At 55.3% G+C, this 26672-nt stretch carries 20 protein-coding genes and 1 riboswitch; of the genes, 10 read left to right on the forward strand and 10 right to left on the reverse strand.

Annotated elements, in window-relative coordinates; translation table 11 throughout:
• Positions 1–57 precede the first annotated feature (57 nt).
• The 5 genes from CRO33_RS16650 to pgi form a co-directional block, all read right to left on the reverse strand.
• Complete coding sequence (locus CRO33_RS16650) at positions 58–2148, reverse strand: YjbH domain-containing protein (RefSeq protein ID WP_097118908.1); 2091 nt, start codon at positions 2146–2148, stop codon at positions 58–60.
• The gene (locus CRO33_RS16655) at positions 2148–2885 is read right to left on the reverse strand and encodes a capsule biosynthesis GfcC family protein (RefSeq protein ID WP_097118909.1); all 738 of its coding nucleotides are present in this window, start codon (positions 2883–2885) and stop codon (positions 2148–2150) included. Before CRO33_RS16655 ends, CRO33_RS16650 begins: the two co-directional genes overlap by 1 nt.
• Positions 2882–3529: a YjbF family lipoprotein gene (locus tag CRO33_RS16660; protein WP_034827114.1), complete on the reverse strand. Its 648-nt coding sequence runs from the start codon at positions 3527–3529 to the stop codon at positions 2882–2884. Before CRO33_RS16660 ends, CRO33_RS16655 begins: the two co-directional genes overlap by 4 nt.
• A 77-nt stretch (positions 3530–3606) precedes the next feature.
• Positions 3607–3855, reverse strand: coding sequence for an exopolysaccharide production protein YjbE (yjbE, locus tag CRO33_RS16665; protein ID WP_097118910.1), 249 nt, complete (start codon positions 3853–3855; stop codon positions 3607–3609).
• 523 nt (positions 3856–4378) lie between these two features.
• Entirely contained in the window at positions 4379–6025 is a 1647-nt protein-coding gene (gene pgi / locus CRO33_RS16670; protein ID WP_097119023.1) for a glucose-6-phosphate isomerase, read from the reverse strand.
• A gap of 394 nt (positions 6026–6419) precedes the next feature.
• Positions 6420–6614: riboswitch (Lysine riboswitch) on the forward strand.
• A gap of 109 nt (positions 6615–6723) precedes the next feature.
• Between pgi and lysC the strand changes: the two genes are divergently transcribed.
• Both lysC and panS read left to right on the forward strand, forming a co-directional pair.
• Complete coding sequence (lysC, locus tag CRO33_RS16675; protein WP_034827106.1) at positions 6724–8079, forward strand: lysine-sensitive aspartokinase 3; 1356 nt, start codon at positions 6724–6726, stop codon at positions 8077–8079.
• A gap of 284 nt (positions 8080–8363) precedes the next feature.
• Complete coding sequence (panS, locus tag CRO33_RS16680) at positions 8364–9287, forward strand: ketopantoate/pantoate/pantothenate transporter PanS (protein ID WP_097118911.1); 924 nt, start codon at positions 8364–8366, stop codon at positions 9285–9287.
• 42 nt (positions 9288–9329) lie between these two features.
• Here panS and CRO33_RS16685 read toward each other — a convergent pair whose 3' ends face one another.
• Positions 9330–9923: a YhgN family NAAT transporter gene (locus CRO33_RS16685; RefSeq protein WP_097118912.1), complete on the reverse strand. Its 594-nt coding sequence runs from the start codon at positions 9921–9923 to the stop codon at positions 9330–9332.
• A 321-nt stretch (positions 9924–10244) separates the two neighbouring features.
• Between CRO33_RS16685 and asd the strand changes: the two genes are divergently transcribed.
• From asd to glgP, 6 genes are all read left to right on the forward strand, one after another.
• On the forward strand, positions 10245–11354 hold the full coding sequence (asd, locus tag CRO33_RS16690) for an aspartate-semialdehyde dehydrogenase (protein WP_097118913.1): 1110 nt from the start codon (positions 10245–10247) through the stop codon (positions 11352–11354).
• A 359-nt stretch (positions 11355–11713) separates the two neighbouring features.
• Positions 11714–13900 carry a 1,4-alpha-glucan branching enzyme gene (gene glgB, locus CRO33_RS16695; protein ID WP_097118914.1) on the forward strand — a complete coding sequence of 729 codons (2187 nt, stop codon included), beginning with the start codon at positions 11714–11716 and terminating at the stop codon, positions 13898–13900.
• Positions 13900–15879 carry a glycogen debranching protein GlgX gene (gene glgX / locus CRO33_RS16700; protein WP_097118915.1) on the forward strand — a complete coding sequence of 660 codons (1980 nt, stop codon included), beginning with the start codon at positions 13900–13902 and terminating at the stop codon, positions 15877–15879. The genes glgB and glgX overlap by 1 nt, the downstream gene beginning before the upstream one ends.
• A 10-nt stretch (positions 15880–15889) precedes the next feature.
• On the forward strand, positions 15890–17173 hold the full coding sequence (gene glgC / locus CRO33_RS16705) for a glucose-1-phosphate adenylyltransferase (protein WP_097118916.1): 1284 nt from the start codon (positions 15890–15892) through the stop codon (positions 17171–17173).
• 69 nt (positions 17174–17242) lie between these two features.
• Complete coding sequence (gene glgA / locus CRO33_RS16710; protein ID WP_097118917.1) at positions 17243–18676, forward strand: glycogen synthase GlgA; 1434 nt, start codon at positions 17243–17245, stop codon at positions 18674–18676.
• A 21-nt stretch (positions 18677–18697) separates the two neighbouring features.
• Positions 18698–21145, forward strand: a complete 2448-nt coding sequence (glgP, locus tag CRO33_RS16715) for a glycogen phosphorylase (protein ID WP_097118918.1) — start codon at positions 18698–18700, stop codon at positions 21143–21145.
• An 88-nt stretch (positions 21146–21233) separates the two neighbouring features.
• On the opposite strand, the gene CRO33_RS16720 is transcribed toward glgP, so the two are convergent.
• Both CRO33_RS16720 and CRO33_RS16725 read right to left on the reverse strand, forming a co-directional pair.
• Positions 21234–21791, reverse strand: coding sequence for a DcrB family lipoprotein (locus tag CRO33_RS16720; RefSeq protein ID WP_034827084.1), 558 nt, complete (start codon positions 21789–21791; stop codon positions 21234–21236).
• A gap of 125 nt (positions 21792–21916) precedes the next feature.
• Entirely contained in the window at positions 21917–22582 is a 666-nt protein-coding gene (locus tag CRO33_RS16725; RefSeq protein WP_034827083.1) for a 7-cyano-7-deazaguanine/7-aminomethyl-7-deazaguanine transporter, read from the reverse strand.
• Positions 22583–22889: 307 nt separating this feature from the next.
• On the opposite strand from CRO33_RS16725, the gene tusA reads away from it, so the two are divergent.
• Positions 22890–23138, forward strand: a complete 249-nt coding sequence (tusA, locus tag CRO33_RS16730; protein ID WP_034827082.1) for a sulfurtransferase TusA — start codon at positions 22890–22892, stop codon at positions 23136–23138.
• On the opposite strand, the gene CRO33_RS16735 is transcribed toward tusA, so the two are convergent.
• Together CRO33_RS16735 and CRO33_RS16740 are read right to left on the reverse strand one after the other, a co-directional pair.
• On the reverse strand, positions 23135–25411 hold the full coding sequence (locus CRO33_RS16735) for a zinc/cadmium/mercury/lead-transporting ATPase (protein ID WP_097118919.1): 2277 nt from the start codon (positions 25409–25411) through the stop codon (positions 23135–23137). The two genes, tusA and CRO33_RS16735, sit on opposite strands and share 4 nt — an antisense overlap.
• A 92-nt stretch (positions 25412–25503) precedes the next feature.
• On the reverse strand, positions 25504–26133 hold the full coding sequence (locus CRO33_RS16740) for a lysoplasmalogenase (protein WP_097118920.1): 630 nt from the start codon (positions 26131–26133) through the stop codon (positions 25504–25506).
• A 162-nt stretch (positions 26134–26295) separates the two neighbouring features.
• Between CRO33_RS16740 and CRO33_RS16745 the strand changes: the two genes are divergently transcribed.
• Positions 26296–26652 carry a DUF2500 domain-containing protein gene (locus tag CRO33_RS16745; RefSeq protein WP_097118921.1) on the forward strand — a complete coding sequence of 119 codons (357 nt, stop codon included), beginning with the start codon at positions 26296–26298 and terminating at the stop codon, positions 26650–26652.
• Positions 26653–26672: the final 20 nt, after the last annotated feature.

Genomic DNA, 26672 nt, shown 5'->3' on the forward strand with positions numbered 1-26672 from the left:
GAAACCTCCAGGAATGCGCCTGGAGGTCAACGCCGTTTCAACCTTCCACACTTGTCGTTAATTAAACCGCGCATCACGATCTGAGGTCATGTCATACAGCTGATATTTACGCCCCAGCATCTGTCCGCCATCACGCGTTAGCGGCACCCAATTCACCTGCGCACGGCCACGGGTTGGCGTCACGGTAAACAGATCCATTGGAATCGAGATATAGAAGCCTTTGGTGAAGTCGCCTTCGCCATAGGCTTCGGCGGACACGTTGGTTTTGGTGGCGTAGAAGCCGACCATCACACCGCTGTCGAAGCGCTTCGACACATCGACCGTCACACCTTTATCTTTCGCCAGATATTCACCGACGCTGGCTTTCACCAGCACGTCCTGCATGAACCATGGGCGCCAGTACGCGGTGAAGTGTCCGGTTGGCGCTTTGTAGTCGGTGAACTGCATCATGTTGTCCCAGTCACGTTGTTTCACGTAGTTGGCATCAACACCAAAAGCCCAGTTGCTGTCTATCGGACGATACAACACTTCACCACCCACGCCGCCGTACATGGTTTCGAGATAACCGCCGTACACCTGGCCATAGAAGCCATTGCCGAGATACCCCATGTAGTTGGCTTGCAGGTCATTAACGTAAACATTGTTCTCGACGTAGTCGCGAATATGGGTACGCACGCGCGGCAGGGTGGAGTCAGCCGGTGCGCCGTTGTAGTTAAATTTGTCGTAGTTATTGGCGAGGTTACCAAACAGGCTGCCGCTAACCAGCAGGTGATCGGTCAGTGCGTAATCAACGCTGCCCATCACGCCCAGTTGGTACATGTAGAAGCTCTCAGGCCCACCAACCGACTGATTGAGCACCGGTGCCAGATTGTAGTGAAGGCGATCTTTGCGGATAAAGAAGCCTTGTTCAGTCTCGCCAGGATCGACCGGATTCTCACGCGTCTGCTGCAGCGGCTGCTCATGACCCAGCGGGTAACCGCTCAGCGCATTGTGCAGACTGGCGACATCAGTGCGGGTGGTCACCTGCGGCATATTGAGACGCGACTCGGTGACATCTATGGTATCAATGCCGGCCGGCAGGTTGTTCATGATGATGCGATTGGCACGATCGACGCCTTCGCGCGTATCGCGGTATTTCGTCTGTTCGCCAGAGACATACAGCGTACTGCCTTTGGTCTGGATGCGCGGACCGCTTAATCCGGCGTTGTACTTCAGATCGGTCAGCTGGTTGGCTACCACCGTCGGTTGCAACAGATCACCCTGCGGCTGCGGGTTATAAGCCGGTTTGGCACTATCAATGTGCGACTGGCGCAAATCGTTGAAGTTAGTGCGCACGGTCACGCCAAACATAAAGGTGTTGCCACGCTCATAGCTGGCGTTGACATCGGCCCAATCGGTCAGGCGATAAATCGCTCCCACGTTGACCTTGCTGCGCTGTTCCAGACGTCCGGCAAAGTCATCCTGATAGTCATTGCCTTCATATTCCAGCTTCAGACGTAGCGGCTGCCAGGGGGTTTGATACTCCACGCCGCCAAACAGTGCTGCCGGGCCGTGGAACATCTGGGAACCATTGATAGAACCCGCCGAGCCACCGCCGGTACGGCTACAGAAGCTATCGCTGTAGGAGCAGAACGGGTTTTTGATACTGCCGCTGTTACCGAGGTAGCCCCAGCCGATGCCCATGGTGAAATCAAACGGTCCCCAGGCTTTGGTTGCCACCAGATATTCACTGTCAAACAGGCCGGTACCGCCCAAATCACGCGATCCGACTGCCACTTCAGGCAGCCAGTAGCTCTCCTGCCACAGACGCAGCTTCACATCGAAGGCTTTGTCTTTATAACTTTGGTCGCCACTGAAGCCTTCAACTGCGCTATAGCGGCGCGTACGCACGTCAGTGTAACGCACGGTGGTTTCCAGCCATGGGAACAGCTGCAGCGAAGCAGAGTAGTAGCGATATTGATCGTTATCGCGGAAGTTCAGGCTGAATTCGCCCTCTTTTGCCATACGTGCCGTGGGGGTCTGCATCAAACCCACGCCGCCGAAATCCGATTGTGATGGCCCGATGGGTTCCGGCCAGGTTTCCGCGTGCACCTGGCATGCCGCAGAGACAGAAGCAGCCAACAGGCTGAGAAGTAATTGTTTTTTCATCAGTCTGGAATCCGGTGTGTCAGAACAGAAAGCATGCGCGCATTCAAATCAGCTTTTCCCCACGGCAGGCTCCACGAGGTAAAGCCCAGCCAGATGATGCTGCCGGGTGCCACTTCCACGTGACGTTGATTCCAGTAGGCGACCGGCACCTGCTGCATCTGGCCCGAAGGCGAGATCACCGTGGCGAAACTGCGCTCGGCTCCTGACAGGCGATCGTGGGTATCAAGGTAATCACGCACGGTGCGACCAGGTTGCCAGCTTGCTTTGCCGGGATGTTCCAGCGCGCCGAGAATCAGCACCTGGTCAGGCTGAGGCAGCGTGTAGAGGTCGTAGCTGCCCTGTAGCGTGCGATTGGCTTCTGGACGCAGGCGCACCCAATCAGGATCGAGTTCAGTGAACTGGCGTCCGGTGACCTGTATCGTGCTGAGCTGGTGGATCACTGCGCCAATGGTCGCTGCCAGCGCATCGCCGCTTTCGGCCTGCCAGGTGCGTAAATCAGCCAGCAGCTGTTGCTGTTGTTGCTGTGCCACCGCCGTTGCGCCACGTTCAGCGATCACCGTACCGGGCCACCAGGTGTGCAGTGCCGGGTTGGTGACCAGCTGCGCCAGATTCTGTGCATGATCGATCTGCAGGCTGTGTTGGCTGTGCTGGTCATGCACCGTTACCTGGCTATCTGCCTGCGCATAACCGGCCGTCAGCAGCGCGATGGCCGTTAACAGAGGGGAGATTATTTTCATGATTTTGCCGGCTTCAGAATAGTGGTTTCAACTGGGAAGGCATCTGCGGCGAGCATTTGATTTGCCTGCAAAACGCTGCCATCACGGTTATCGATCCAGAAGGTGTTTTGCCATTCTGCGCCGACATCATCCATTCGCACGGTCTCGATCCAGATACGGCAGGGCACGCGCTCACCGGCGATGTTCAGCACGGTGTCATCGCCGCGCTGAAAGGTGGAAGTGGCGGTGGCAGCGCGTACTTTCTCTTTCTCGCGCCACTGCACCACGCGGGTCCAGCTGACATTGTTTTGCAGATGCAGCGCATCGGCGAGCGGATCCTGCGCCAGATTGCTGACCTCATCAAGGTTGCTGGCCAGCCCCAGTGTTTTGACGAGCCTGCCATGCTGCATCACCAGCATCGCTTTATCCTGGGTGATCCATTTCTGCTGGCCGTTTTCGTCATACCCAAGTACCACGAAGATACGCGGTCCTTCATTGATGCGCGCATACAGGCTGGCGTAAGGGAGACTGGCAACCTGCTCATCGGTGACGGTGACATCATCCGGACCTTTCACGGCCAGCATCACGGTTTGTTCCAGGCCTTTTTGTGTTTGTGTGCAGGCCTGCAGCAGCAGGCAGAAAAGTAGCAAGGAGAGTCGGTGCACTGTGTATATCCCTGTCAAAAATAAAACCAGGCAAAAAATAACCACACGGCTGTGTGGTTATGTTTAAAGGTGCTACATCAACGCGTGGTGCTCGTTGTGGTGGTCGTTGTTGTGCCGGTATTTGCGCCGTCACCGCCGCCAGCAGCAGCGATGCCGAGTCCTACTAACGCGCCCAGTGCGCCGATACCCACAGCGGTCGTGGCACCGGTCGAGATTGCTCCCGCCTGCGCGCCCGCTGCAGCACCAGCTTCTTCCGGTGCGGCAATCGCAGCGGAAGAAACGGCAACGTAAAGTAAGGCTGCACTGGCAACCATCAGTTTTTTCATAACAACGTTTCCTGCATTTTTAGAAACAAATGAATGAAGGATGTACCCTAATTTCGGGCGCGTTCAGTATAGGGCAACAAATTACCAGAGTTCATCGCCAGTAAAAGAGGGTGAAAAACAGGGGTTATTCTGGTGATAAATACGGCGAATTGGCGATAGCTGCTTTTTTTAAATGAATATTTTTCAGGTAGCGGGATATTTGAGTGGTTGGGGCTGACACGGCAGCATTTTTCACTTTTGCATTAAAAAATGGTACGGAATAGGATTAATCAGATTTTCCTGAGTGTGCTTTAATTTTAATGATAGATTAATCAAATAGATGCTTATTTTAGGTGGGCGAATTAGATCCATTTTTTGATGAGTGCCATGCTATTCATTTTAAACAAACTCCGATTTTCCTTAGCGCATTTTAAGAATTATCTAACCGTAACGGGATCGCTGAATAACAAAATTGCGAGGTTTATTGCATGTTTGATAGAAATAAGGCGGCAATTAAGCCGCCTTATTCAGATTGGCAGGAAAATTATCGCCAGGATTTATAGCGGTTAATTAAGCCATTAGTGGAACTGTCGTGGCTGCTGATCTGCGATTCATTTTCCAGCTCTGGCAGAATACGGTTTGCCAACTGTTTACCCAATTCAACACCCCATTGGTCAAAGGTGAAGATGTTGAGAATCGCGCCCTGAGTGAAGATCTTGTGCTCGTACAGCGCAATCAGTGCACCCAGGCTGAACGGGGTGATTTCACGTAGCAGGATGGAGTTGGTTGGGCGGTTACCCTCGAACACCTTGAACGGCACGATGTGGGCAACAGACTCAACGGATTTACCGGCATCGGTAAACTCTTTCTCGACCACCTCACGTGATTTGCCAAACGCCAGCGCTTCGGTCTGCGCGAAGAAGTTCGACAGCAGTTTCGGATGGTGATCGGTCAGTGCGTTGTGGGTCTGCGCCGGGGCGATAAAGTCGCAAGGGATCAGTTTGGTGCCCTGATGAATCAGCTGATAAAACGCATGCTGACCGTTGGTGCCAGGCTCGCCCCAGATAATTGGGCCGGTCTGGTAATCCACCGGGTTACCTTCGCGATCCACGTACTTACCGTTGGACTCCATGTTGCCCTGCTGGAAGTACGCTGCGAAACGGTGCATGTACTGGTCGTAAGGCAGGATGGCTTCGGTTTCGGCACCAAAGAAGTTGTTGTACCAGATACCGATCAGTGCCAGCAGCACCGGCAGGTTTTGTTCGGCTGGCGTGTTGGCGAAGTGGTTGTCCATCGCATGTGCGCCGCTCAGCAGCTGTTCGAAGTTCTCGAAGCCCACTGACAGGATGATCGACAAGCCAATCGCTGACCACAGTGAATAGCGACCGCCGACCCAGTCCCAGAACTCAAACATATTGTCGGTATCGATACCGAACTCGCCCACCGCTTTACTGTTGGTCGACAGCGCAGCAAAGTGTTTGGCGACATGCTGCTGGTCGCCCGCGGTTTTCAGGAACCAGTCGCGCGCGCTGTGGGCGTTGGTCATGGTCTCCTGCGTGGTGAAGGTTTTAGACGCCACGAGGAACAGGGTGGTTTCCGGGCTGAGATCTTTCAGCGTTTCGGCAATGTGTGTGCCATCAACGTTAGAAACAAAGTGCATGTTCAGGTGATTTTTATACGGGCGCAGCGCCTCAGTCACCATGAATGGACCGAGATCCGAACCGCCGATACCGATGTTCACCACGTCGGTGATCGCTTTGCCGGTATAACCTTTCCACTCACCGCTGATGATGCGCTCAGAGAAGCCTTTCATCTTCGCCAGCACCGCATTCACTTCTGGCATCACATCTTTGCCATCAACAATGATTGGCGTGTTGCTGCGATTACGCAAAGCAACGTGCAGCACGGCACGCTCTTCGGTGCGGTTGATCTTCTCACCAGAGAACATGGATTTGATGGCGCCCGCCAGATCGGTCTCTTTTGCCAGCGCCTGTAACTTATCGAGGGTTTCCTGGGTGATGCGGTTTTTTGAGAAATCCACCAGCATCTGATCGTCGAAAGTGGCAGAGAATTTCGCAAAACGATCGGCATCATCTTTAAACAGGTCGGCGATCTGCACCGATTTCATCTGGTCAAAATGCTGCTGCAGCGCTTTCCAGGCTGCGGTTTGTTTCGGATTGATATTTTTCATGGCAACACTCTTGTTGAAATAAGAACCGTCATTCCAGCCGGGCGCGTCCTGCTGGCCCAGCGTGCTAAGCATTTCTTGTGGCTGATACGCTACTGCAAACGGGTTTCAGTATGACCACAGTTGCAAACGAAGGGAAAAAATTTGTGACCGTGGCCGCAAGGTTTCAGGTTAATCCGGCGGTGATTGTCGATGTTCTGGCAAAAAAATTCCCTGTGCCGCATCAGCAAAAAGCCGCGTTTTTGCGCGCCGTTGACTACTCTAGGCGGGTGTGGCTGCCAGCGTTTGTTCTGCGATGCGCTGGCGTAATTCTAAAAAAGAATTTTCAACGTGTTGCAAGGCTGGACAGCAGCAAAATTAATCAGTATTTTGTGCCCGCGACTTGCACCTTTGGGTGCAAGCCAGAAGAGGCGCGTCGCCCAGGCAGTGTGTTTGAGGATCCGTATCCAACGACAACACATCATGGGGTGCGACGCCGAGATGGAACAACACGCGGAGTGTTGTCCTGTCGGCTGCAGGGGCTGAATCCTCTGGGTTGTCACCAGAAGCGTCCGCAGTCGGACGTTTCGCAAGGTGAAGTGCTTTTGGTGACTCATCTCCTGATCTTGTCTGTCCAATTCTGCTCTTCTCTTGTGCCAAGGCTGAAATCACCTCTTCCGTTTAACCACGGGAGAAAGCTAATCTGACACGAGGTTCGTAACATGTCTCAAAACCTGATCGTGGCAAAATTTGGCGGCACCAGCGTTGCCGATTTTGATGCCATGAACCGCAGTGCGGATGTTGTGCTCTCTGATGCCAATACCCGTTTAGTGGTGCTCTCTGCGTCTGCTGGCGTGACTAATCTGCTGGTTTCTCTGGCTGAAGGCCGGGAACTGGAGCAGCGCGCGCACCTGCTGGACGAAATTCGCAACATTCAATACGCCATCATTGATCGCCTGCAATCCCCTGAAGTGATTCGCCAGGAGATTGATCGCATGCTGGAAAACATCCTGATGCTGGCGGAAGCGACTGCGCTGGCGACCTCACATGCGCTGACCGATGAGTTGGTAAGCCACGGTGAGCTGATGTCGACCCTGCTGTTCGTGGAAGTGCTGCGTGAGCGTCAGGTCAATGCCGAATGGTTTGATGTGCGTAAAGTGATGCGCACCAGCGACCGTTTTGGTCGTGCTGAGCCTGATGTTGCCACGCTGAAAGAGCTGTCCACCGCGCAACTGGCTCCACGTGTTGCAGAAGCACTGGTCGTTACTCAGGGCTTTATTGGTAGCGAAGGCAAAGGGCGCACCACCACGCTGGGACGTGGCGGCAGCGACTATACCGCAGCACTGTTGGGAGAAGCTCTGCAGGCATCGCGTGTGGATATCTGGACCGACGTGGCCGGTATCTACACCACCGATCCACGCGTGGTGCCCACCGCGAAACGCATCGAAGAGATCACCTTCGAGGAAGCGGCGGAAATGGCGATCTTCGGCGCGAAAGTGCTGCATCCAGCGACCTTGCTGCCAGCTGTGCGCAGTGACATTCCGGTGTTCGTCGGTTCGAGTAAAGATCCGGCTGCAGGTGGCACGCGCGTGTGCAATGAAACCCAGAATCCACCGCTGTTCCGCGCGCTGGCACTGCGTCGTAAGCAAACGCTGATGACGCTGCACAGCCTGAACATGCTGCACGCGCACGGCTTCCTGGCTGAAGTGTTCGCGATTCTGGCTCGCCATAACATCTCCGTCGATCTGGTCACCACGTCAGAAGTGAGCGTGGCGCTGACGCTGGATACCACCGGTTCTTCGACCACCGGTGAAAGCTTGTTGACGCAAGCACTGCTGACTGAGCTCTCTTCACTGTGCCGCGTGGAAGTGGAAGAGAACCTGGCGCTGGTGGCGATTATCGGCAACAACCTGTCGAAAGCCTGCGGCGTTGGCAAAGAGGTGTTTGGTGCCCTTGAGCCGTTTAATCTGCGCATGATTTGCTACGGTGCCAGCAGCTATAACCTGTGCTTCCTGGTACCAACGCCAGACGCAGAAGAAGTGGTGCGCGCGCTGCATAAGAACTTGTTTGGCAGTTAATCCAGACATGCTGAAAACGAGCCGGACATCGTCCGGCTTTTTTATTTCTTTAACAGGCTACAGGCGTGCGATATCTCGTCCACCGCCTTAAAAGCAGCGGATATCATTGCCTTTTTCCCTGCTTTGCCGCAGACGATCCGCATTTTATCCTGCCAGCGACTTCCCGCCTTACGTCACGATAATGAAATGTTATGATCCCGCGTCCGTCGCTGTGGTCGTTCCCCGCGCGGCACTTCATCTGTGGCATATGAAATAAATTAAAAAATATCTAAGGAAGTCTCTCCATGCTCGCCAAATTAACCCGCCTGTTCCCGCTCTGGGCCGTGCTGCTCTCGGTCGCGGCGTATTACTCACCCTCGACGTTTCTCGGTATTGGGCCGTGGGTCACTTACCTGCTAATGCTGATCATGTTCGGCATGGGCGTCACTCTGAATATTGATGATTTCAAACGTGTGCTGACGCGTCCGGCACCGGTTATTGCCGGCACCTTTTTGCACTATCTGGTGATGCCACTCGCCGCCTGGTGCCTGGCTAAGCTATTCCACATGCCGCCGGACCTTTCAGCCGGGATGATCCTGGTGGGCAGCGTGGCCAGCGGTACCGCGTCCAACGTGATGATCTATCTGGCGAAGGGCGATGTGGCCCTGTCCGTGACCATCTCTTCAGTGTCTGCGCTGGTGGGTGTGTTCGCCACGCCGCTACTGACGCGCTTCTATGTCGATACTCACATTCAGGTCGATGTGATCGGCATGCTGCTCAGCATTATTAAAATCGTGGTTATCCCGATTGGTCTGGGTCTGATCATCCACCACTCAATGAACAGCGTGGTGCGCCGTGTTGAGCCCTATCTGCCGGCATTTTCCATGGTCTGCATTCTGCTGATTATCAGCGCAGTGGTAGCGGGTTCTCAGGGCTTTATCGGTTCTGTCGGCCTGGTGGTGATTGCGGCGGTGATTCTGCATAACGCCATCGGCCTGCTGGGCGGTTACTGGGGCGGCAAGCTGTTTGGCTTTGACGAATCCACCTGCCGCACGCTGGCACTGGAAGTGGGTATGCAGAACTCCGGTCTGGCGGCAACGCTGGGCAAACTCTACTTCTCGCCACTGGCCGCCTTGCCGGGTGCGCTGTTCTCGGTGTGGCACAACCTTTCAGGTTCGCTGCTGGCCGGTTACTGGTCGGGCAAACCGATTGAGAAGAAGCAGAAGTAATCCTGCGAGCGGGCGGCCAAAGTGCCGCCCGCTGTCTATTTACTAAAGTTTTAGATAAGCGCGGATCCCATCCAGGAACATCTGCGTTGCCAGCATAATCAAAATCAAGCCCATCAACCGCTCCAGCGCGTTAACGCCTTTGTCGCCCAACAGGCGTAAAAACAGTCCTGACATCAGCAGAATGACCACGGTAACGCCCCAGGCAATCAGCAATGCGCCAACCAAATGTGACATCTGATTAGGATATTGATGTGACAGCAGCATCAGCGTGGCTAACAGCGAAGGGCCTGCGACCAGCGGAATCGCCAGCGGCACCAGAAACGGTTCTTCACCTGCAGATAATCCGCTGGTGCTGGTTTCGCCAGAGGGAAAAATCATGCGAATGGCAATCAGGAACAGGATGATGCCGCCGGAGATCGAGACGGTTTCGGTGCGCAAATTCAGGAACGCCAGAATACGTTCGCCGGTAAACAGGAACAGCAGCATGATGATCAGTGCGATCAGCATTTCACGTATTAGCACCGCGCGCCGGCGCTTGGGTTCGAGATGCTTAAGCACCGACATAAAAATCGGCAGGTTGCCTAGCGGATCCATAATCAACAGCAGCAATATGGTCGCAGATATCATTTCAGTCATAGGTAATAGCCATCCCTTGTTCCCGTCATTTTTCAACTAAGGTGCGTTGGCGGCGATGGGCTTCCGGAGCGCTGACTCGCGTAGCCGATCGAGATACTCCGAATTTCCGCCTGCCCGTACCTCGATTCATTGAGGGGAGTATTAGTTGTACTGCTGAAAAAGTTGGCGCAATCGAATTAATTCACTTGCCAGAAAGCCTGCATTTTGTAGAGTTGGAGGTCGCAGGTAAACCTGATTATTACGCAGATCAACTGGATATTCCGCTTGGTCTTTTCCTCGCACCACGAAGGGCACAGTGATAACGCCCCGGACGGACAGAAAATGAAGAATGTAGGCTTTATTGGTTGGCGTGGCATGGTCGGCTCTGTGCTGATGTCACGCATGAGTGAAGAACGCGATTTTGATGTGATTAATCCGGTCTTCTTCTCCACGTCTCAGCTTGGTCAGGCTGCACCGACATTCGGCGGCAAGTCGACCGGTGCGCTGCAGGATGCTTTTGATATCGAGGCGCTGAAGGCGCTGGATATTATTATCACCTGCCAGGGCGGTGACTACACCAGTGAAGTTTACCCTAAGCTGCGTGAAAGCGGCTGGCAGGGTTACTGGATTGATGCGGCCTCGACGCTGCGCATGAAAGATGACGCCATCATCATTCTCGATCCGGTTAACCACAATGTGATTCGTCAGGGCCTCGACAACGGTATCAAAACCTTCGTCGGCGGTAACTGTACCGTCAGCCTGATGCTGATGTCACTCGGCGGCCTGTTCGCTAACGATCTGGTGGAGTGGGCCTCTGTCGCTACTTATCAGGCGGCGTCGGGCGGCGGTGCGCGCCATATGCGTGAACTGCTGACCCAGATGGGCATGTTGCACGACCACGTGGCGAAATCCCTGCAGGATCCGGCTTCGGCGATTCTGGATATCGAACGCAGCGTCACCGATTTTACCCGTTCAGGCACTTTGCCGACCGACAACTTCGGCGTACCGCTGGCGGGCAGCCTGATTCCATGGATCGACAAGCAGCTGGATAATGGCCAGAGCCGCGAAGAGTGGAAAGGCCAGGCAGAAACCAACAAGATTCTGCGCACCAGCAGCGTGATCCCAGTGGATGGTCTGTGTGTGCGCGTCGGTGCACTGCGCTGCCACAGCCAGGCATTCACCCTGAAGCTGAAAAAAGATATCCCGCTGAACGAAATCGAACAGCTGCTGGCTTCTCATAACGAGTGGGTGAAAGTGGTGCCAAATGACCGCGAAATCACCATGCGTGAACTGACCCCTGCAGCGGTGACCGGTACGCTGACCACGCCAGTGGGCCGTCTGCGCAAACTGAACATGGGGCCGGAATACCTTTCCGCCTTTACCGTGGGTGACCAATTGTTGTGGGGCGCGGCTGAACCGCTACGCCGCATGTTGCGTTTGCTGATCGACTAAGCGCAGCGACAAAGCAGACAGGCCGGGATTTCCCGGCCTTTTTTATGCCAACCAGGTTGCAAAACTTAACCCAAATTGCGCCTGACAAGTGATCCGCTTCCCCTTTTTGCTTGCCCGACAAGATTTTTTTGCTTTCCCCCCTGGCTTCTGCCAGCCCCAAGCTATGATTTAACAGTGATGTGCCGGTTGTTTACTGTTTTTGCTTTCCGAACTGAATGGTTGTTGTACACGGCAAAGATCTTCTCCCATGGACGGTGTCCTCTCTTGCTGATGTACGTATGGCTCAATGAAAAGCAGCGCACCAGAGGCGGCATTGTTGTCCACTCCGGTCGCCTGCGCAAAATCATAGGAAGAAAGTCATGTCAGAGCTTCCCGATCGCCAGGCGATCAATGCCCTTTTTGCCGGGAATTATGCCGATCCCTTCTCTTTTTTGGGGATGCACCAAACTGTCGAAGGCCTTGAAGTGCGCGCGCTGCTGCCCGATGCCTCCGAAGTCTGGGTGATTGAAACCAACACCGGACGCAAATGCGCGCAGCTTAAATGCCTCGATTCACGCGGCTTCTTCTGCGGTGTGATCCCACGCCGTAAAAACCTGTTTCGCTATCAGCTGGCGGTCACCTGGCACGGCCAGCAAAACCTGATCGATGATGCCTATCGCTTCGGTCCTCTACTGGCCGAAATGGATGCCTGGCTGCTCGGCGAAGGCACGCATCTGCGCCCGTATGAAACGTTAGGTGCACATAACGCCACCATCGATGGCGTCAGCGGCACCCGTTTCTCGGTGTGGGCACCGAACGCACGTCGCGTCTCTGTGGTAGGCGAATTCAATTTCTGGGACGGTCGTCGTCACCCGATGCGCTTCCGCCGTGAGCTGGGTATCTGGGAGCTGTTTGTGCCGGGCGCGGTGAATGGCCAGCTGTACAAATATGAAATTATTGATGCGTCAGGGCAGATGCGCATCAAAGCCGACCCGTTTGCCTTTGAAGCACAGATGCGCCCGCAAACCGCCTCAATGATCTGCGGTTTACCGCCGAAGGTGGAGATGCAGCCGCAGCGCAAAGCCGCCAATGCTTTTGATCAACCGATCTCGATTTACGAAGTGCATCTGGGATCCTGGCGCCGCCACACCGACAACAACTTCTGGCTGAGCTACAAAGAGCTGGCCGAACAGCTGGTGCCTTACGTCAAAGAGATGGGCTTCACCCACATTGAACTGCTGCCGATCAACGAACATCCGTTTGATGGCAGCTGGGGCTATCAGCCTCTTGGCATGTATGCACCCACGCGCCGCTTTGGTACCCGCGATGAGTTCCGCCACTTTATCGCCGCAGCGCACGATGCCGGCCTTAATGTGTTGCTTGATTGGGTGCCGGGTCACTTTCCCAGTGACGATTTCGGATTGGCGAAATTTGATGGCACCGAACTGTATGAGCACAGCGATCCGCGTGAAGGCTACCATCAGGACTGGAACACACTGATCTACAACTTTGGACGCCGCGAAGTCAGTAACTATCTCTCCGGCAACGCGCTGTATTGGATGGAGCGCTTTGGCATTGATGGCCTGCGTGTGGATGCCGTGGCATCGATGATCTACCGCGATTACAGCCGCAAAGAGGGCGAATGGATCCCTAACCACTTTGGCGGGCGTGAAAATCTTGAAGCGATTTCCTTCCTGCGCCACACCAACCGCACACTGGGCCGTGCGGCACCGGGCACCATCAGCGTGGCAGAAGAGTCCACCGACTATCCGGGTGTGACACGCCCTTCTGAAGATGGCGGCCTCGGCTTCTGGTTCAAATGGAACCTCGGCTGGATGCACGACACGCTCGACTACATGAAACTCGATCCGGTGCACCGTCGCTATCATCACAACCTGATGACGTTTGGCATGCTTTATAACTACACCGAAAACTTCGTGCTGCCGCTGTCGCACGATGAAGTGGTGCACGGTAAACGCTCGATTCTTGATCGCATGCCCGGCGATGCGTGGCAAAAGTTTGCCAACCTGCGTGCCTATTACGGCTGGATGTGGGGCTTCCCCGGTAAAAAGCTGCAGTTTATGGGCAACGAGTTTGCGCAAGGGCGTGAGTGGAACCACGATTCGAGCCTCGACTGGCATCTGCTGGAGGGCGAAGACAACTGGCACAACGGCGTACAGCGTCTGGTGCGCGATCTCAACCACAGCTACAAACACTTCACGGCATTACATCAACTTGATTTCGATGCGCAGGGCTTTGAATGGCTGGTGGTCGACGATCATGAAAACTCGGTATTTGTGTTTGTGCGCCGCGATCGTGACGGCAATGAAATCATCGTTGCCAGTAACTTCACGCCGGTGGCGCGCCACGACTACCGCTTTGGCGTCAATCAACAAGGCGGCTGGCGTGAGGTGCTGAACACCGATCAGCAGGATTATCACGGCAGTAATATCCGCAATCACGGCATCGTGCATACCGATAACATTGAGAGCCACGGTCGGGCGCAATCCCTGAGCCTGACCTTGCCGCCGCTGGCCACGATTTGGCTGGTGCGGGAGGGCGACTGATGCTGGAGCCCGGGCAGCCAACGCCGTTGGGCGCCCATTACGATGGGCGCGGCGTTAACTTCACGCTGTTTTCCCGCCATGCCGAGCAGGTGGAGCTGTGCCTGTTTGACGCGCACGGCGTTGAGCGTCGCTTTACGCTACCCGCGCGCAGTGGGGATATCTGGCACGGCTATTTTTCGGCATTAAAGCCCGGCCAGCGTTACGGCTATCGCGTCCACGGTCCGTGGGCACCACAGCAAGGTCATCGTTTTAACCCCGCCAAATTGCTGGTGGATCCCTGCGCGAAAGCGGTGGTGGGGGATATTCCCGACGATCCGCGTTTTAGCGGTGGTGAGCAGCAGCCGGATGAGCAGGATAACGCCGCCATTGCGCCCAAATCACTGGTGATCGCTGAAGATTTTGACTGGGATGATGAGAAACCACTGCGTACGCCGTGGGGCAAGACGGTGGTGTATGAGGCGCACGTGCGTGGCTTAACCCGGCAACATCCGGAAATTCCGGAAAGGCTGCGCGGGACTTATGCGGCACTGGGCCATCCTGCTATGGTGAAGTACTTACGCCATCTCGGCATCACCGCGCTGGAACTGCTGCCGATAGCGCACTTCGCCAGCGAGCCGCGTCTGCTACGACTCGGGCTGAGCAATTACTGGGGTTACAACCCGTTCGCGCTGTGGGCGGTGGATCCGCGCTATGCCTCCGGCGAGCAGGGTTTAACGCCCTTGCAGGAGTTTCAGCAGGCGGTGAAAGCGCTGCATGCGGCGGGTATCGAAGTGATCCTTGATGTGGTGTTCAACCACACTGCCGAGTTGGAAGAGATTGGCCCCAACATTTCACTGCGCGGCGTGGATAACGCCAGCTATTACTGGCTCGACGCGCAGGGTGAATATCAAAACTGGACCGGCTGCGGCAATACGCTCAATCTCAGCGATCCGCAGGTGATGGAATGGGCATTAGAAGCGCTGCGCTATTGGGTGCGGGACTGCCATATCGATGGCTTCCGTTTTGACCTCGCCAGCGTGCTGGGTCGTACGCCGGACTATCGGCAGGATGCGCCGCTGTTCATCGCCATTAAAGCCTGTCCGGTGCTGTCACAGGTCAAATTGATTGCTGAACCGTGGGATATCGGCCCCGGCGGCTATCAGGTGGGCAATTTTCCCGAAGGATTCGCGGAATGGAATGACCATTTCCGCGATGCCGCGCGCCGTTACTGGCTGCACGGCCAGCTCAATAATGGCGAATTTGCCCGGCGGTTTGCCGCCTCCAGCGATGTGTTCCAGCGAGAGGGACGCTTGCCGCACGCCAGTATCAATCTGATCACCGCGCATGACGGTTTTACGCTGCGCGACGTGGTGAGCTTCAACAATAAACACAATCAGGCCAACGGCGAAGACAATCGTGACGGCAGTAGCAGCAACTTCAGCCACAACCATGGCAAAGAGGGGCTACAGGTCAATTTCGATATTGTCGAACGTCGTCGGCGTAGCGTGCATGCTCTGCTGACCACGCTGCTGTTGGCGCAAGGTACACCGATGCTGCTGGCCGGGGACGAACGCGGTCACAGCCAGCACGGTAACAATAACGCGTACTGTCAGGACAACCCACTCACCTGGTTGCACTGGCATCAGGATGATTTTGGACTGGTCGACTTCACTGCCGCGTTAATCCGGCTGCGTCAGCGCATTCCTGCACTGACAGCGGATCGCTGGTGGCAGGAGGGCGATGGCAATGTGCAGTGGTTCAATGCCAGCGGCAAACCACTGGGAAATGAGGAGTGGGAACAGGGGGCGCACAGAATGCAGATCCTGCTCTCCAGCCGCTGGTTAATAACAATCAACGCCACGGAATCGGTGAGTGACCTTGCCTTACCAGACGGAGAGTGGCGTGCCATTCCTCCTTTCGCCGGGGAAGATAACCCCATCCTGACAACTGTCTGGCACGGGCCCGCACACGGCGTGTGTGTGTTCCTAAAGCAATCATAAGGAGTCAGACATGGTTAAGTTAGATAGAACAGATCCACTGATGCTGGCGCGCCAGCTCCCTACACAAACGGTGGCGTTGATCCTTGCTGGCGGGCGCGGTACGCGTCTGAAAGATCTCACCGCGAAACGTGCCAAACCTGCCGTTCATTTCGGCGGCAAGTTCCGCATCATCGACTTTGCGCTGTCGAATTGTATCAATTCGGGTATTCGGCGCATCGGCGTGATCACCCAATATCAGTCGCATACGTTAACGCAGCACATCCAGCGTGGCTGGTCGTTATTCAACGAAGAGATGAATGAATTTGTCGATTTGCTGCCGGCGCAGCAGCGTGCATCCACCGAGCATTGGTATCGCGGTACCGCCGATGCAGTTTCGCAGAACCTCGACATCATTCGCCGCTATCGAGCGCAATACATCGTGATTCTCGCCGGGGATCATATCTACAAAATGGATTACTCGCGCATGTTGCTCGATCACGCTGAACGTGGCGCGAAGTGCACCATCGCCTGCTTACCGGTGCCGCTCGACGAAGCCACGGCGTTTGGTGTGATGGCGGTGGATGCGGACAACAACGTGGTGGATTTTGTGGAAAAACCGCCGAAGCCACCGTCAATGCCGGGCGATGACACCAAAGCGTTAGCCAGTATGGGGATCTACGTGTTCAACGCTGATTACCTCTACCAGCTATTGGAAGAGGATTTGCTAATCCCTGAATCGAGCCACGATTTCGGCAAGGATTTGCTGCCAAAAATTGTCGCCAGCGGTGAAGCCTACGCGCACTCCTTTACGTTGTCGTGCGTACAGAACGATGAAAACGCCGAGCCTTACTGGCGTGACGTCGGAACGCTGGAAGCTTACTGGCGCGCTAATCTCGATCTGGCCTCGGTCACGCCGGAACTGGATATGTACGACCACGACTGGCCAATCCGTACGCATATGGAACCCTTGCCGCCCGCCAAATTTGTGCAGGATCGCTCGGGCAGCCATGGCATGACGATGAATTCACTGGTTTCCGGCGGCTGCATTATCTCCGGTTCCGTGGTGGTGAATTCGGTGTTGTTCCCACGCGTGCGCATTAACTCGTTTTGCAATATCGATTCATCGGTGCTGTTACCGGATGTGGTGATCAATCGTTCCTGTCGTCTACGCCGTTGCGTGATTGATCGCGCCTGCGTGATTCCGGAAGGCATGGTGATTGGTGAAAACCCTGATGAAGACAGCCGCCGTTTTTACCGTTCAGAAGAAGGCATCGTTTTGGTGACGCGCGCCATGCTGGCCAAATTGGCTGGCTGACCACGAATGCAACGAGCAAGCACATAATCGCCGCGGGGAACGCGCGCGATAACACAATAGGGGTCCAGGATGCAGGTTTTACATGTCTGTTCAGAACTTTTCCCGCTGCTGAAAACCGGCGGGTTGGCTGATGTCGTCGGCGCATTGCCTCAGGCTCAGATTGCGGGTGGTACGGATGCGCGGGTATTGCTTCCCGCGTATCCGGATTTGCGTAAAGGGATTCCTGACACCGAGATCGTTGCGGAATTGCATACTTTTGCTGGCCCGGTCCGTTTATTATTTGGACAATTCAATGGCGTTGGCATTTATTTAATTGATGCGCCGGGATTGTATGAGCGTCCCGGCAGCCCTTATCACGACACATCGCAGTTTGCCTACGTGGATAACTATCTGCGTTTTGCGCTGCTGGGCTGGATGGGTGCCGAGCTGGCCAGCGGGTTGGATACCTACTGGCAACCCGATGTGGTGCACGCGCATGACTGGCACGCGGGGTTAACCTGTGCTTACATCGCGGCCCGTGGACACCCGGCAAAAACGGTGTTTACCGTGCACAACCTCGCGTATCAGGGGCTGTTCAATTCGCGTCATCTTGATGAGATCCAGATCCCGCGCAGTTTCTTCACCATGCATGGCCTGGAGTTCTACGGACAAATTTCGTACCTCAAGGCGGGATTATTTTATGCCGATCATATAACCGCAGTCAGCCCGACGTATGCTCTGGAAATCACCCGGCCAGAATTCGGTTATGGCATGGAAGCGCTGCTAGAGCAGCGTCTGAAAGAGGGGCGGCTGAGTGGCATCCTGAATGGCGTTGACCCGGGTATTTGGGACCCGGCGCACGACCTGCTGCTGACGGCGCGTTACGACCGGGAAACGCTGGAGAGCAAAGCGGAGAACAAGCGCCAACTACAGATCGCCATGGGCCTGAAGGTGGATGACAAAGTGCCGGTATTTTGTGTCATCAGCCGTTTGACCAAACAGAAAGGGCTGGATCTGGTGCTGGAAGCGTTACCGGGGCTATTGGCGCAAGGCGGGCAGCTGGTGCTGTTGGGCCAGGGCGATGCAGAGTTACAACAAGGTTTCCTCGCTGCGGCGGCGGAACATCCAGGCAGCGTCGGCGTACAGATCGGTTATCACGAAGCCTTCTCACACCGCATTGTCGGTGGCGCCGATGTGATTATGGTGCCGAGCCGTTTTGAACCGTGCGGCTTAACTCAGTTGTACGGTTTGAAATATGGCACATTGCCGTTAGTGCGCCGCACCGGCGGGCTGGCAGATACCGTGCAGGACAGTTCGCTGGAGAACCTCGCTGACGGGGTCGCAAGCGGTTTCAGTTTTGAAGACAGTAACGCCTGGTCGCTGCTGCGGGCGATTCGACGTGCTTTTGTCCTCTGGTCCCGTCCTTCTCTCTGGCGCTACGTTCAGCGGCAGGCGATGGGGATGGATTTTAGTTGGCAGGTGGCCGCACAAGCCTACCGCGATCTTTATCAACGTTTGCTGTAATCAGAGATTGGGATACTGGATATGAATGCACCTTTCACCTATGCCTCACCCACGCTTACGGTTGACGCACTGAAGCACTCAATCGCCTATAAACTGATGTTTACTATTGGTAAAGACCCGTCGATCGCCAATCACCATGAGTGGCTTAACGCCGCCTTGCTGGCGGTGCGCGATCGCATGGTAGAACGTTGGTTGCGCTCCAGCCGTGCGCAGCTGTCGCAGGATGTGCGTCAGGTTTACTACCTGTCGATGGAGTTCCTGATGGGACGCACGCTGGGCAATGCATTGCTGGCGATGGGTATCTACGATGATCTCAATCAGGCGCTGGAGGAGATGGGGCTAGACCTTAGCGAACTGATGGACGAAGAGAACGATCCGGGGCTCGGCAATGGCGGCCTGGGTCGTTTAGCGGCGTGTTTCCTTGACTCGCTCGCCACCCTCGGTTTGCCGGGACGCGGTTACGGCATTCGCTACGATTACGGCATGTTCAAGCAGAATATTGTCGACGGTCAGCAGCGTGAATCGCCGGATTACTGGCTGGAATACGGCAATCCGTGGGAGTTCCAGCGCTTTAACACGCGCTACAAAGTGCGTTTCGGTGGCCGTCTGCAGCATGAAGGTGCGCGCGTTCGTTGGCTGGAAACCGAAGAGATTATCGCGGCGGCTTACGATCAAATCATTCCGGGTTTCGACACCGATGCCACCAACACGCTGCGCTTGTGGAGCGCGCAGGCCAGCAATGAGATCAACCTCGGCAAGTTTAACCAGGGGGATTACTTTGCGGCGGTGGAAGATAAAAACCATTCAGAGAACGTATCGCGCGTGCTCTATCCGGATGACTCCACCGATTCAGGCCGTGAACTGCGTTTGCGTCAGGAGTATTTCCTCGTCTCCGCCACGGTGCAGGATATTTTGAATCGCCACTGGCAAATGCATGAAACCTGGGACAACCTGGCGGATAAAATTGCTATCCATCTCAATGACACCCACCCGGTTTTAGCCATCCCTGAATTGATGCGCTTGTTGATCGACGATCACAAGTTCAGCTGGGATGACGCTTTTGAGGTCACTTGCCAGGTGTTCTCGTACACCAACCACACATTGATGAGTGAAGCGCTGGAAACCTGGCCGGTGGATATGTTCGGCAAGATTCTGCCGCGCCACCTCAGCATTGTTTTCGAAATCAACGATTACTTCCTGAAAACCATCCAGGAATACTATCCGGATGATTGGGATTTGATGTCACGCATCTCGATCATCGACGAAAACAACGGCCGCAAGGTGCGCATGGCGTGGCTGGCGGTGGTGGTCAGCCACAAGGTGAATGGCGTTTCAGAGCTGCACTCCAATCTGATGGTGCAGTCGCTGTTTGCTGATTTCGCGCGCCTGTTCCCGGGGCGTTTCTGTAATAAAACCAACGGCGTGACGCCGCGTCGCTGGCTGGCGCTGGCCAACCCGGCGCTTTCTGATGTGCTGGATGAGACGATTGGTCGCACCTGGCGAACCGACCTCAGTCAGCTGAGCGATCTGACGCCACACATCGATTATCCGGCCTTTATCGAGCAAGTTTCCGACGCCAAATTCGCCAACAAAAAACGTCTGGCGGATTGGGTGGCGAAAAACATGGATATTGTGCTGGATCCGCATGCGCTGTTCGATGTGCAGATCAAACGTATCCATGAATATAAGCGTCAGCTGCTTAACGTGCTGCACGTCATCACCCGTTATAACCGCATCAAAGCCGATCCCACCGCGGATTGGGTGCCGCGCGTGAATATCTTCGCCGGTAAAGCGGCGTCGGCCTATTACGTGGCGAAGCACATCATCCATCTGATCAACGATGTTGCCAACGTGATCAACAACGATCCGCAGGTGAAGAACAAGCTGAAGGTGGTGTTTATTCCTAACTACAGCGTGAGCCTGGCGCAGATCATTATTCCGGCGGCGGATCTGTCCGAGCAGATCTCTACGGCAGGCACCGAGGCGTCCGGCACCAGTAACATGAAGTTTGCCCTCAATGGCGCGTTGACCATCGGTACGCTGGATGGTGCGAACGTCGAGATGCGCGAGCATGTGGGTGCGGAAAATATCTTTATCTTCGGCAACACCACGCCGCAGGTCGAGCAGCTGCGCAAGGATGGCTACAACCCGCGTAAATATTATGAGGAAGATGCCGAGCTGCACCAGGCGCTAACGCAAATTGCCAGTGGTGCATTCAGCCCGGGAGAGCCAGGTCGCTATCGCAATCTGTTTGATGCGCTGGTGAACTTCGGCGATCACTATCAACTGCTGGCCGATTATCGCAGCTATGTGGATGCGCAGGATAAGGTGGACAAGCTTTATCGTCAGCCGGATGAGTGGCAGCGCCGTGCGGCATTGAATATCGCCAACATGGGCTACTTCTCAGCAGACAGGACGATCCAGGAGTACGCGGACGAGATTTGGCATATTTCGCCGGTGAGATTGTAAGGTATGAAATGGGTCGCCATTAAAGGCGACCCTGAACGCAATGGATGAGATTTTCGAAGGGTGCGCTTTTATACGCACCTATAAAGCATTACTTGAGAGTGATGCTTTTCACGATCGCATCAGCATCGCTCTGCGCCTGCTGCTGATTGTCGGCTGGAAGAGTGATCTGCAGTGTCAGCAGTTTGCCATCCACTTTTGCCAGAATCACGGAAGACCATGAGGTTTGGTTGTTGGCCGAAATCACGGTATCCAACTGCTGAGCGGGCTGATCTTTCAGCGTCACCGCTTTGTTAGAAACGACCTGCAACTGCGGATCGCGACCGCGCTGCTGCTGTTCCAGACGCTGTGACAAGGCATCCAGCGCTTCGTTGGTCGGATCGCCCGCAATCACAATAATTGCGCGCTGGCCGGTTTCATCGGCGTACACATGCATATTGGTAGATTCAGAACCGAGTTTACCGCTTTTATCAGACATGCCCGCCGGCAGACTGAAGCTCAGCTTGCCGTCCATCAGGTTCACCGTCTGGGCTGACTGGCTGGCGCTGGCACCGTTGCTGCCTGCCGCCGCATCTTCTTTCTTCTGATCACAGGCCGCAAGGCCTAACACCAACAAACCAATACCCGCATATTTCACTAAGTTACGCATTCTTTTCCCTTTGATGATTCCAGTCAGGTGTTTTCTACCCGGTATAAAAACGGAATCGGCGGTCAAAAGCAACCGCCGGTTTGTCAGGAAATCTTAGCGCGCTGCGGCGTTTCGTCTATGTGCAATTAGCCGAAATTGATCTGACGCTGTGTCGAGCGCTCTGCCAGACGTTTTAGCAGGCTGTTCAGCAACACACCGTAAGCAGGCAGGAAGAAAATCATGCAGATCAGCACTTTGAAGCTGTAATCCACCAGTGCGATCTCCACCCAATGCGCGGCCATGAACGGGTCCGGGCTCTTGTAGAAGGCGATGAAAAAGAAGGCCAGCGTATCGCTGATATTGCCGAGGAACATGGCTGCAGCAGGGGCGATCCACCACTGCGGTAAACGACGCAAACGGTTAAAAACGTGGACATCCAGAATCTGACCGAGCGCATAGGCCATAAAGCTGGCACTGGCGATACGTGCGACAAACAGATTCACCTGTTCCAGCGATGCCCATCCTTGCCATTCGCCCTGGTAAAACACACAGGACACCACGTAAGAGATAAACAGCGCCGGGATCATCACCGCCAAAATAATACGACGGGCTAACGGCGCGCCAAAGATGCGCACGGTGAGATCGGTAGCGAGGAAGATAAATGGAAAGCTAAAGGCACCCCAGGTGGTGTGGAAGCCGAAGATGGAAACCGGCAGCTGGACCAGATAGTTACTGGACGTGATCACCAGCAGATGGAATAGGGAAAGCCAAAACAGCGCATGCATGCGCTGACGTGCAGAGAAATCAATCATGTGAGACCTTTTTGAGTAATGGGGTGAGGGAACCCAACAATCCTCTTCATACTTCGCGTTGTCGCTTCGTTGGCTAAGTTCGCGTACCCCAGCCACTTACTTATGTAAGCTCCTGGGGATACACGCACTTGCCGCCTTGCTAAAACGCGAATTATTTCGAGGATTAAGCAATTTGGTAAAAAAACGGCGGCATCTTAGCGCGTTGCGCAAATAATGCAATGGTTAATTTTAACGCAATCGTTATCGCCTTGCGCTCTCCATTTAGCGCGCTAGAATGAGCGCCCATCTTGAATGAAGACAGAGAATCATGAGCGATCCCTTTTCTGCGCCGGACCACAAGCTTGATGCCCTTGGCCTGCGCTGCCCTGAGCCCGTAATGATGGTGCGCAAAACCGTGCGCACCATGCAGGCGGGCGAAACCTTACTGATCATTGCCGATGATCCGGCCACCACGCGTGATATTCCCGGTTTTTGCCGCTTTATGGAACATCAGTTGCTGGCACAGCAGACGGAAACGCTGCCGTACCAGTATCTGATTCAGAAGGGCACGGCTTAACGCTGTCGCAGCAATCGCAAAGCGTTGGCTGTGACCAGCGCTGTCGCACCTGAATCTGCCAGCACTGCCAGCCACAGACCGGTGAAACCGAGCAGTGTGGTGATCAGGAAAATGCCTTTCAGCCCCAGCGCTATCGCGATGTTTTGACGGATGATGGCGCGCGTGCGACGGGCCAGTGCGATAGTGCGTGGCAGAATTGCCAGACGGTTTTGTGTCAGCGCGGCGTCGGCGGCTTCCAGCGCGACATCGGTGCCGCTGCCCATGGCAATGCCAATCGTGGCCGCTTTCATCGCCGGGGCGTCGTTAATGCCATCGCCTACCATGGCCAGCGGCTGCTGCTCCTCCAGTTTGCGCACCATCTCCACTTTATCGGCAGGCAACAAGCCGGCGCGATAATCGATGTTGAGTTGCGTCGCCATCGACGCCGCCGCACGCGGGTTATCACCGGTCAACATCAGGCTATTAATGCCCAGCGCTTGCAACTGTGCCAGCGCCGTGACGGCTTCCTCGCGTAGCTGATCCTGCAACGCCAGGGTGCCGATGACGGTCTCATCCTGTAACAGCACCACCACGGTTTTACCTTGAGCTTCCCGTTGCGCGATCGCCTGCTGCTGATCGGTCGTGAGCGTGGTGGCATCGCGTGGAGCCAGCAGCTGATAGGTCACGCCATCAATCTGCGCACGGATGCCGCTGCCAGCCAGCGTTTGCTGCTGCCGGGCGCGCGGTAGCCTGAGCTGGCGCTTTTCGGCCTCACGCACGATGGCGATCGCCAATGGATGGCTGGAACCTTGCTCCACTGCCGCCGCAATGCTCAGCAGTGCATTTGCTTCCATCGCACTGAAAGATTCGACCTCGGTCACCTGCGGTTTACCCAGTGTGAGGGTACCGGTTTTATCGAATGCGATGGTCTGGATGCGGCTGAGACGTTCCAGCGCGGCGCCACCTTTGATCAGGGCGCCCTGTCGCGCGGCCGCCGCTAAGCCAGAGGTGATCGCGGCGGGTGTTGATATCACCAGCGCACAAGGGCAACCAATTAACAGCAGCGTCAGGCCTTTATAAATCCACGGCAACCACGCTGCCCCCGCTAACAGTGGCGGCAGCACCATCACTAACAGCGCCAGCAGCATAATGGCAGGCGTATAAATGCGGCTGAAGCGATCGATAAAGCGCTCAACCGGTGCACGGTGGCTTTCAGCTTCTTCGATGAGCTGCAGGATGCGATCAATCGCGCTCTGGCCAGGTTCGGAGATGACTTTCAGCGTGACCAGGCGATCCACGCTAGTGGCGCCCGCCATCACCGTTTCGCCCGGCTGACGGGCAACCGGCACGGACTCGCCCGTCAGCGCACTTTCATCAAAACTGGCGCTCTGGTTTAGCAGCTCGCCATCGGCCGGCAAACGACCGCCAGCCGCGACTTCAATCGTATCGCCAGGATGCAAGTCAGCCAGCGCCACCTGCTCGCGCTGCGTGCCTTTCAAACGCGTAGCAGTATCGGGGCGCAGTGCCATTAACGCCGTCACACCGCGTCGTGCGCGAGAAGCTGCAAATGACTCCAGCCTTTCACCCAGCTGGAACAGCAACAGCACCATCGCGGCTTCAGCATGTGCGCCAATCACCAACGCACCGGTGGCGGCAAGGGTCATCAGGGTTTCGATACTGAAGGGTGAACCGCCTCGCAGCAGTTTCCACGCGCTGAATGCAATCGGAGCCAGGCCGATCAGCGTGGTCATCACAAACAGGCGATCGCCCCATACCGGAGAAACCTGGCTCAGCAGCCAACTGGCAAGCATCAGCAGCGCCAGTAACAGCAAACCGGCATTTTCCTGCCAGCGGCGTTGCGGTGCGGGCTGAGATTGCGGATCGTTTGAGGTCAGGGTAAAACCGACATTTTTGACGGCCTGTTCGATGGCCGGGCGAATATCCTGGTCGGCATCCACCACCAGTTTTTCACTGGCAAAAATCACGCGAGCGGTGCGCACCTGCGCCAGCTGTTGTACAGCACTTTCAATTTTTCGCGCGCAGCTGGGGCAATCCATTCCGGCAATCTGCCAGCGGAATTGATGAGATGTGGATGAGGGCCTGTCGCTTTCGGCGTCGCTTTCGCCGCCGGGACTGCCGCTGTCGTTGTCACAGCAACCGCAACCACTTTCTGGTGTGGCGGGGAGGGCGGCTGAGATTTTCAGCGTCGTAGGTGAAACACTGCGAATGGCGCACAGCGGCTGGGTTTTGCTGTGGGATTTTCCACAACGGCATGAATGAGAATGGGCGTGCATAGAGCCTCCGGTATCAATGCGGGCCACTGCCCGCATTCCGAATGCTACACTCTGGAGTAAACTCCAGAGTCAAGCAAAAGGTCATCTTTTCTTCAATACAGCCACAGCGAACGCACAATCATAAAGTGGCCGGCGAAATAGCAAGCGGCAACAATGGCGCTATCGGCACTGAAACGGCGGCGATAATGGGTGATAAACCAGATAATGTTGCCTAATAGCAGCAGTCCGGCGCCAACCAATAGTGAGAAGCTGTAATCCGTCGGGCGGAAGAAGTAATTCTCTGCCGCCATCCAGTTCATCACCAGCGTCATCCCAATTAGGGTACAGATCGGCCAGCGCAAATCCTCCAGCTTCGACCAGATAATGCCAATCACCACCACCCCAATCACCAGCAGCGTGACCGGAATCGGCCAGAAGAAACTCATGGTCATGTGGGCAGCAAAGCTGATGGTGTAGAGCAGATGTGACAGGAAGAATGCACCCAGCGCATAGAGCATTTGCTGGCGAGGCAGTAACGTCAGTGCATCGCCGACCAGAGTGGCAATCAGGCCAGCCAGAATCAGGTAATCGGTGGTATTGAGCGTGGGCGCTTGCCAGGCCCAGGCGACCAGCAACAGCAAGGTAACAGGTTTGAACAGCCAGCGTTGCCACTGCGGGCCACGGTATGAAGCATCAACGTACAGCCAACCGGAAAAAAGTACGGCAAGGAAAGACCAAAGCATGTTTTCTCCCTTTTCTGAACGTGCTGTTCAGAGTCATGAATTTTCCCAAAATCGCGATCTCAGTGTAAGTTACCGGCGACGAATGTGACAATCGGTCAACTCTGGTTGTATGCTTTGTCGTCTTTTACTGTTCCGACATTAACGCAAAGTGCGAGAGAAATCATGAGCAAACCACCGCTAATCTTTTTCATCGTTCTGGCGATTATTGCCGTATTGGCGACCCGTCAGTTTATTAAGCATCGCCGTGAAACCGCGGTAAATGATGCTTCACCGATTCGCTCACTGAGCGTAGAAGTGAAAACCAAACGTGAGTTTCCTTCCCCCAATCGCCGTTCGCGCCAGCGTGAAGAGATTGTGGCTGAAGATATGAAGTACGAAGCCTGGTTTCATCCACTCAATGGGGCGAGTGATATTAAGGTGGTGGTGAGCGCCGATGACTATCATCATATCGATAAGGGCGCGAAGGGAGAGTTGAAAATGCAGGGCAGTCGCTTTGTCAGTTTCACGCCTGCGCAATAAAACGGGCCGCTGCAGCGGCC

Source organism: Pantoea sp. GL120224-02, assembly GCF_900215395.1.
Classification (GTDB): domain Bacteria; phylum Pseudomonadota; class Gammaproteobacteria; order Enterobacterales; family Enterobacteriaceae; genus Pantoea; species Pantoea communis.

Bases quoted from the DNA above. Each gene is read 5' to 3' on its own strand.
- glgA (WP_097118917.1), top strand. From the start codon at position 17,243: ATGCAGGTTTTACATGTCTGTTCAGAACTTTTCCCGCTGCTGAAAACC.
- glgC (WP_097118916.1), top strand. From the start codon at position 15,890: ATGGTTAAGTTAGATAGAACAGATCCACTGATGCTGGCGCGCCAGCTC.
- CRO33_RS16655 (WP_097118909.1), bottom strand. From the start codon at position 2,885: ATGAAAATAATCTCCCCTCTGTTAACGGCCATCGCGCTGCTGACGGCC.
- tusA (WP_034827082.1), top strand. From the start codon at position 22,890: ATGAGCGATCCCTTTTCTGCGCCGGACCACAAGCTTGATGCCCTTGGC.
- glgP (WP_097118918.1), top strand. From the start codon at position 18,698: ATGAATGCACCTTTCACCTATGCCTCACCCACGCTTACGGTTGACGCA.
- yjbE (WP_097118910.1), bottom strand. From the start codon at position 3,855: ATGAAAAAACTGATGGTTGCCAGTGCAGCCTTACTTTACGTTGCCGTT.
- CRO33_RS16740 (WP_097118920.1), bottom strand. From the start codon at position 26,133: ATGCTTTGGTCTTTCCTTGCCGTACTTTTTTCCGGTTGGCTGTACGTT.
- lysC (WP_034827106.1), top strand. From the start codon at position 6,724: ATGTCTCAAAACCTGATCGTGGCAAAATTTGGCGGCACCAGCGTTGCC.
- panS (WP_097118911.1), top strand. From the start codon at position 8,364: ATGCTCGCCAAATTAACCCGCCTGTTCCCGCTCTGGGCCGTGCTGCTC.
- glgB (WP_097118914.1), top strand. From the start codon at position 11,714: ATGTCAGAGCTTCCCGATCGCCAGGCGATCAATGCCCTTTTTGCCGGG.
- CRO33_RS16725 (WP_034827083.1), bottom strand. From the start codon at position 22,582: ATGATTGATTTCTCTGCACGTCAGCGCATGCATGCGCTGTTTTGGCTT.
- CRO33_RS16685 (WP_097118912.1), bottom strand. From the start codon at position 9,923: ATGACTGAAATGATATCTGCGACCATATTGCTGCTGTTGATTATGGAT.
- CRO33_RS16735 (WP_097118919.1), bottom strand. From the start codon at position 25,411: ATGCACGCCCATTCTCATTCATGCCGTTGTGGAAAATCCCACAGCAAA.
- glgX (WP_097118915.1), top strand. From the start codon at position 13,900: ATGCTGGAGCCCGGGCAGCCAACGCCGTTGGGCGCCCATTACGATGGG.
- pgi (WP_097119023.1), bottom strand. From the start codon at position 6,025: ATGAAAAATATCAATCCGAAACAAACCGCAGCCTGGAAAGCGCTGCAG.
- CRO33_RS16745 (WP_097118921.1), top strand. From the start codon at position 26,296: ATGAGCAAACCACCGCTAATCTTTTTCATCGTTCTGGCGATTATTGCC.
- asd (WP_097118913.1), top strand. From the start codon at position 10,245: ATGAAGAATGTAGGCTTTATTGGTTGGCGTGGCATGGTCGGCTCTGTG.
- CRO33_RS16650 (WP_097118908.1), bottom strand. From the start codon at position 2,148: ATGAAAAAACAATTACTTCTCAGCCTGTTGGCTGCTTCTGTCTCTGCG.
- CRO33_RS16720 (WP_034827084.1), bottom strand. From the start codon at position 21,791: ATGCGTAACTTAGTGAAATATGCGGGTATTGGTTTGTTGGTGTTAGGC.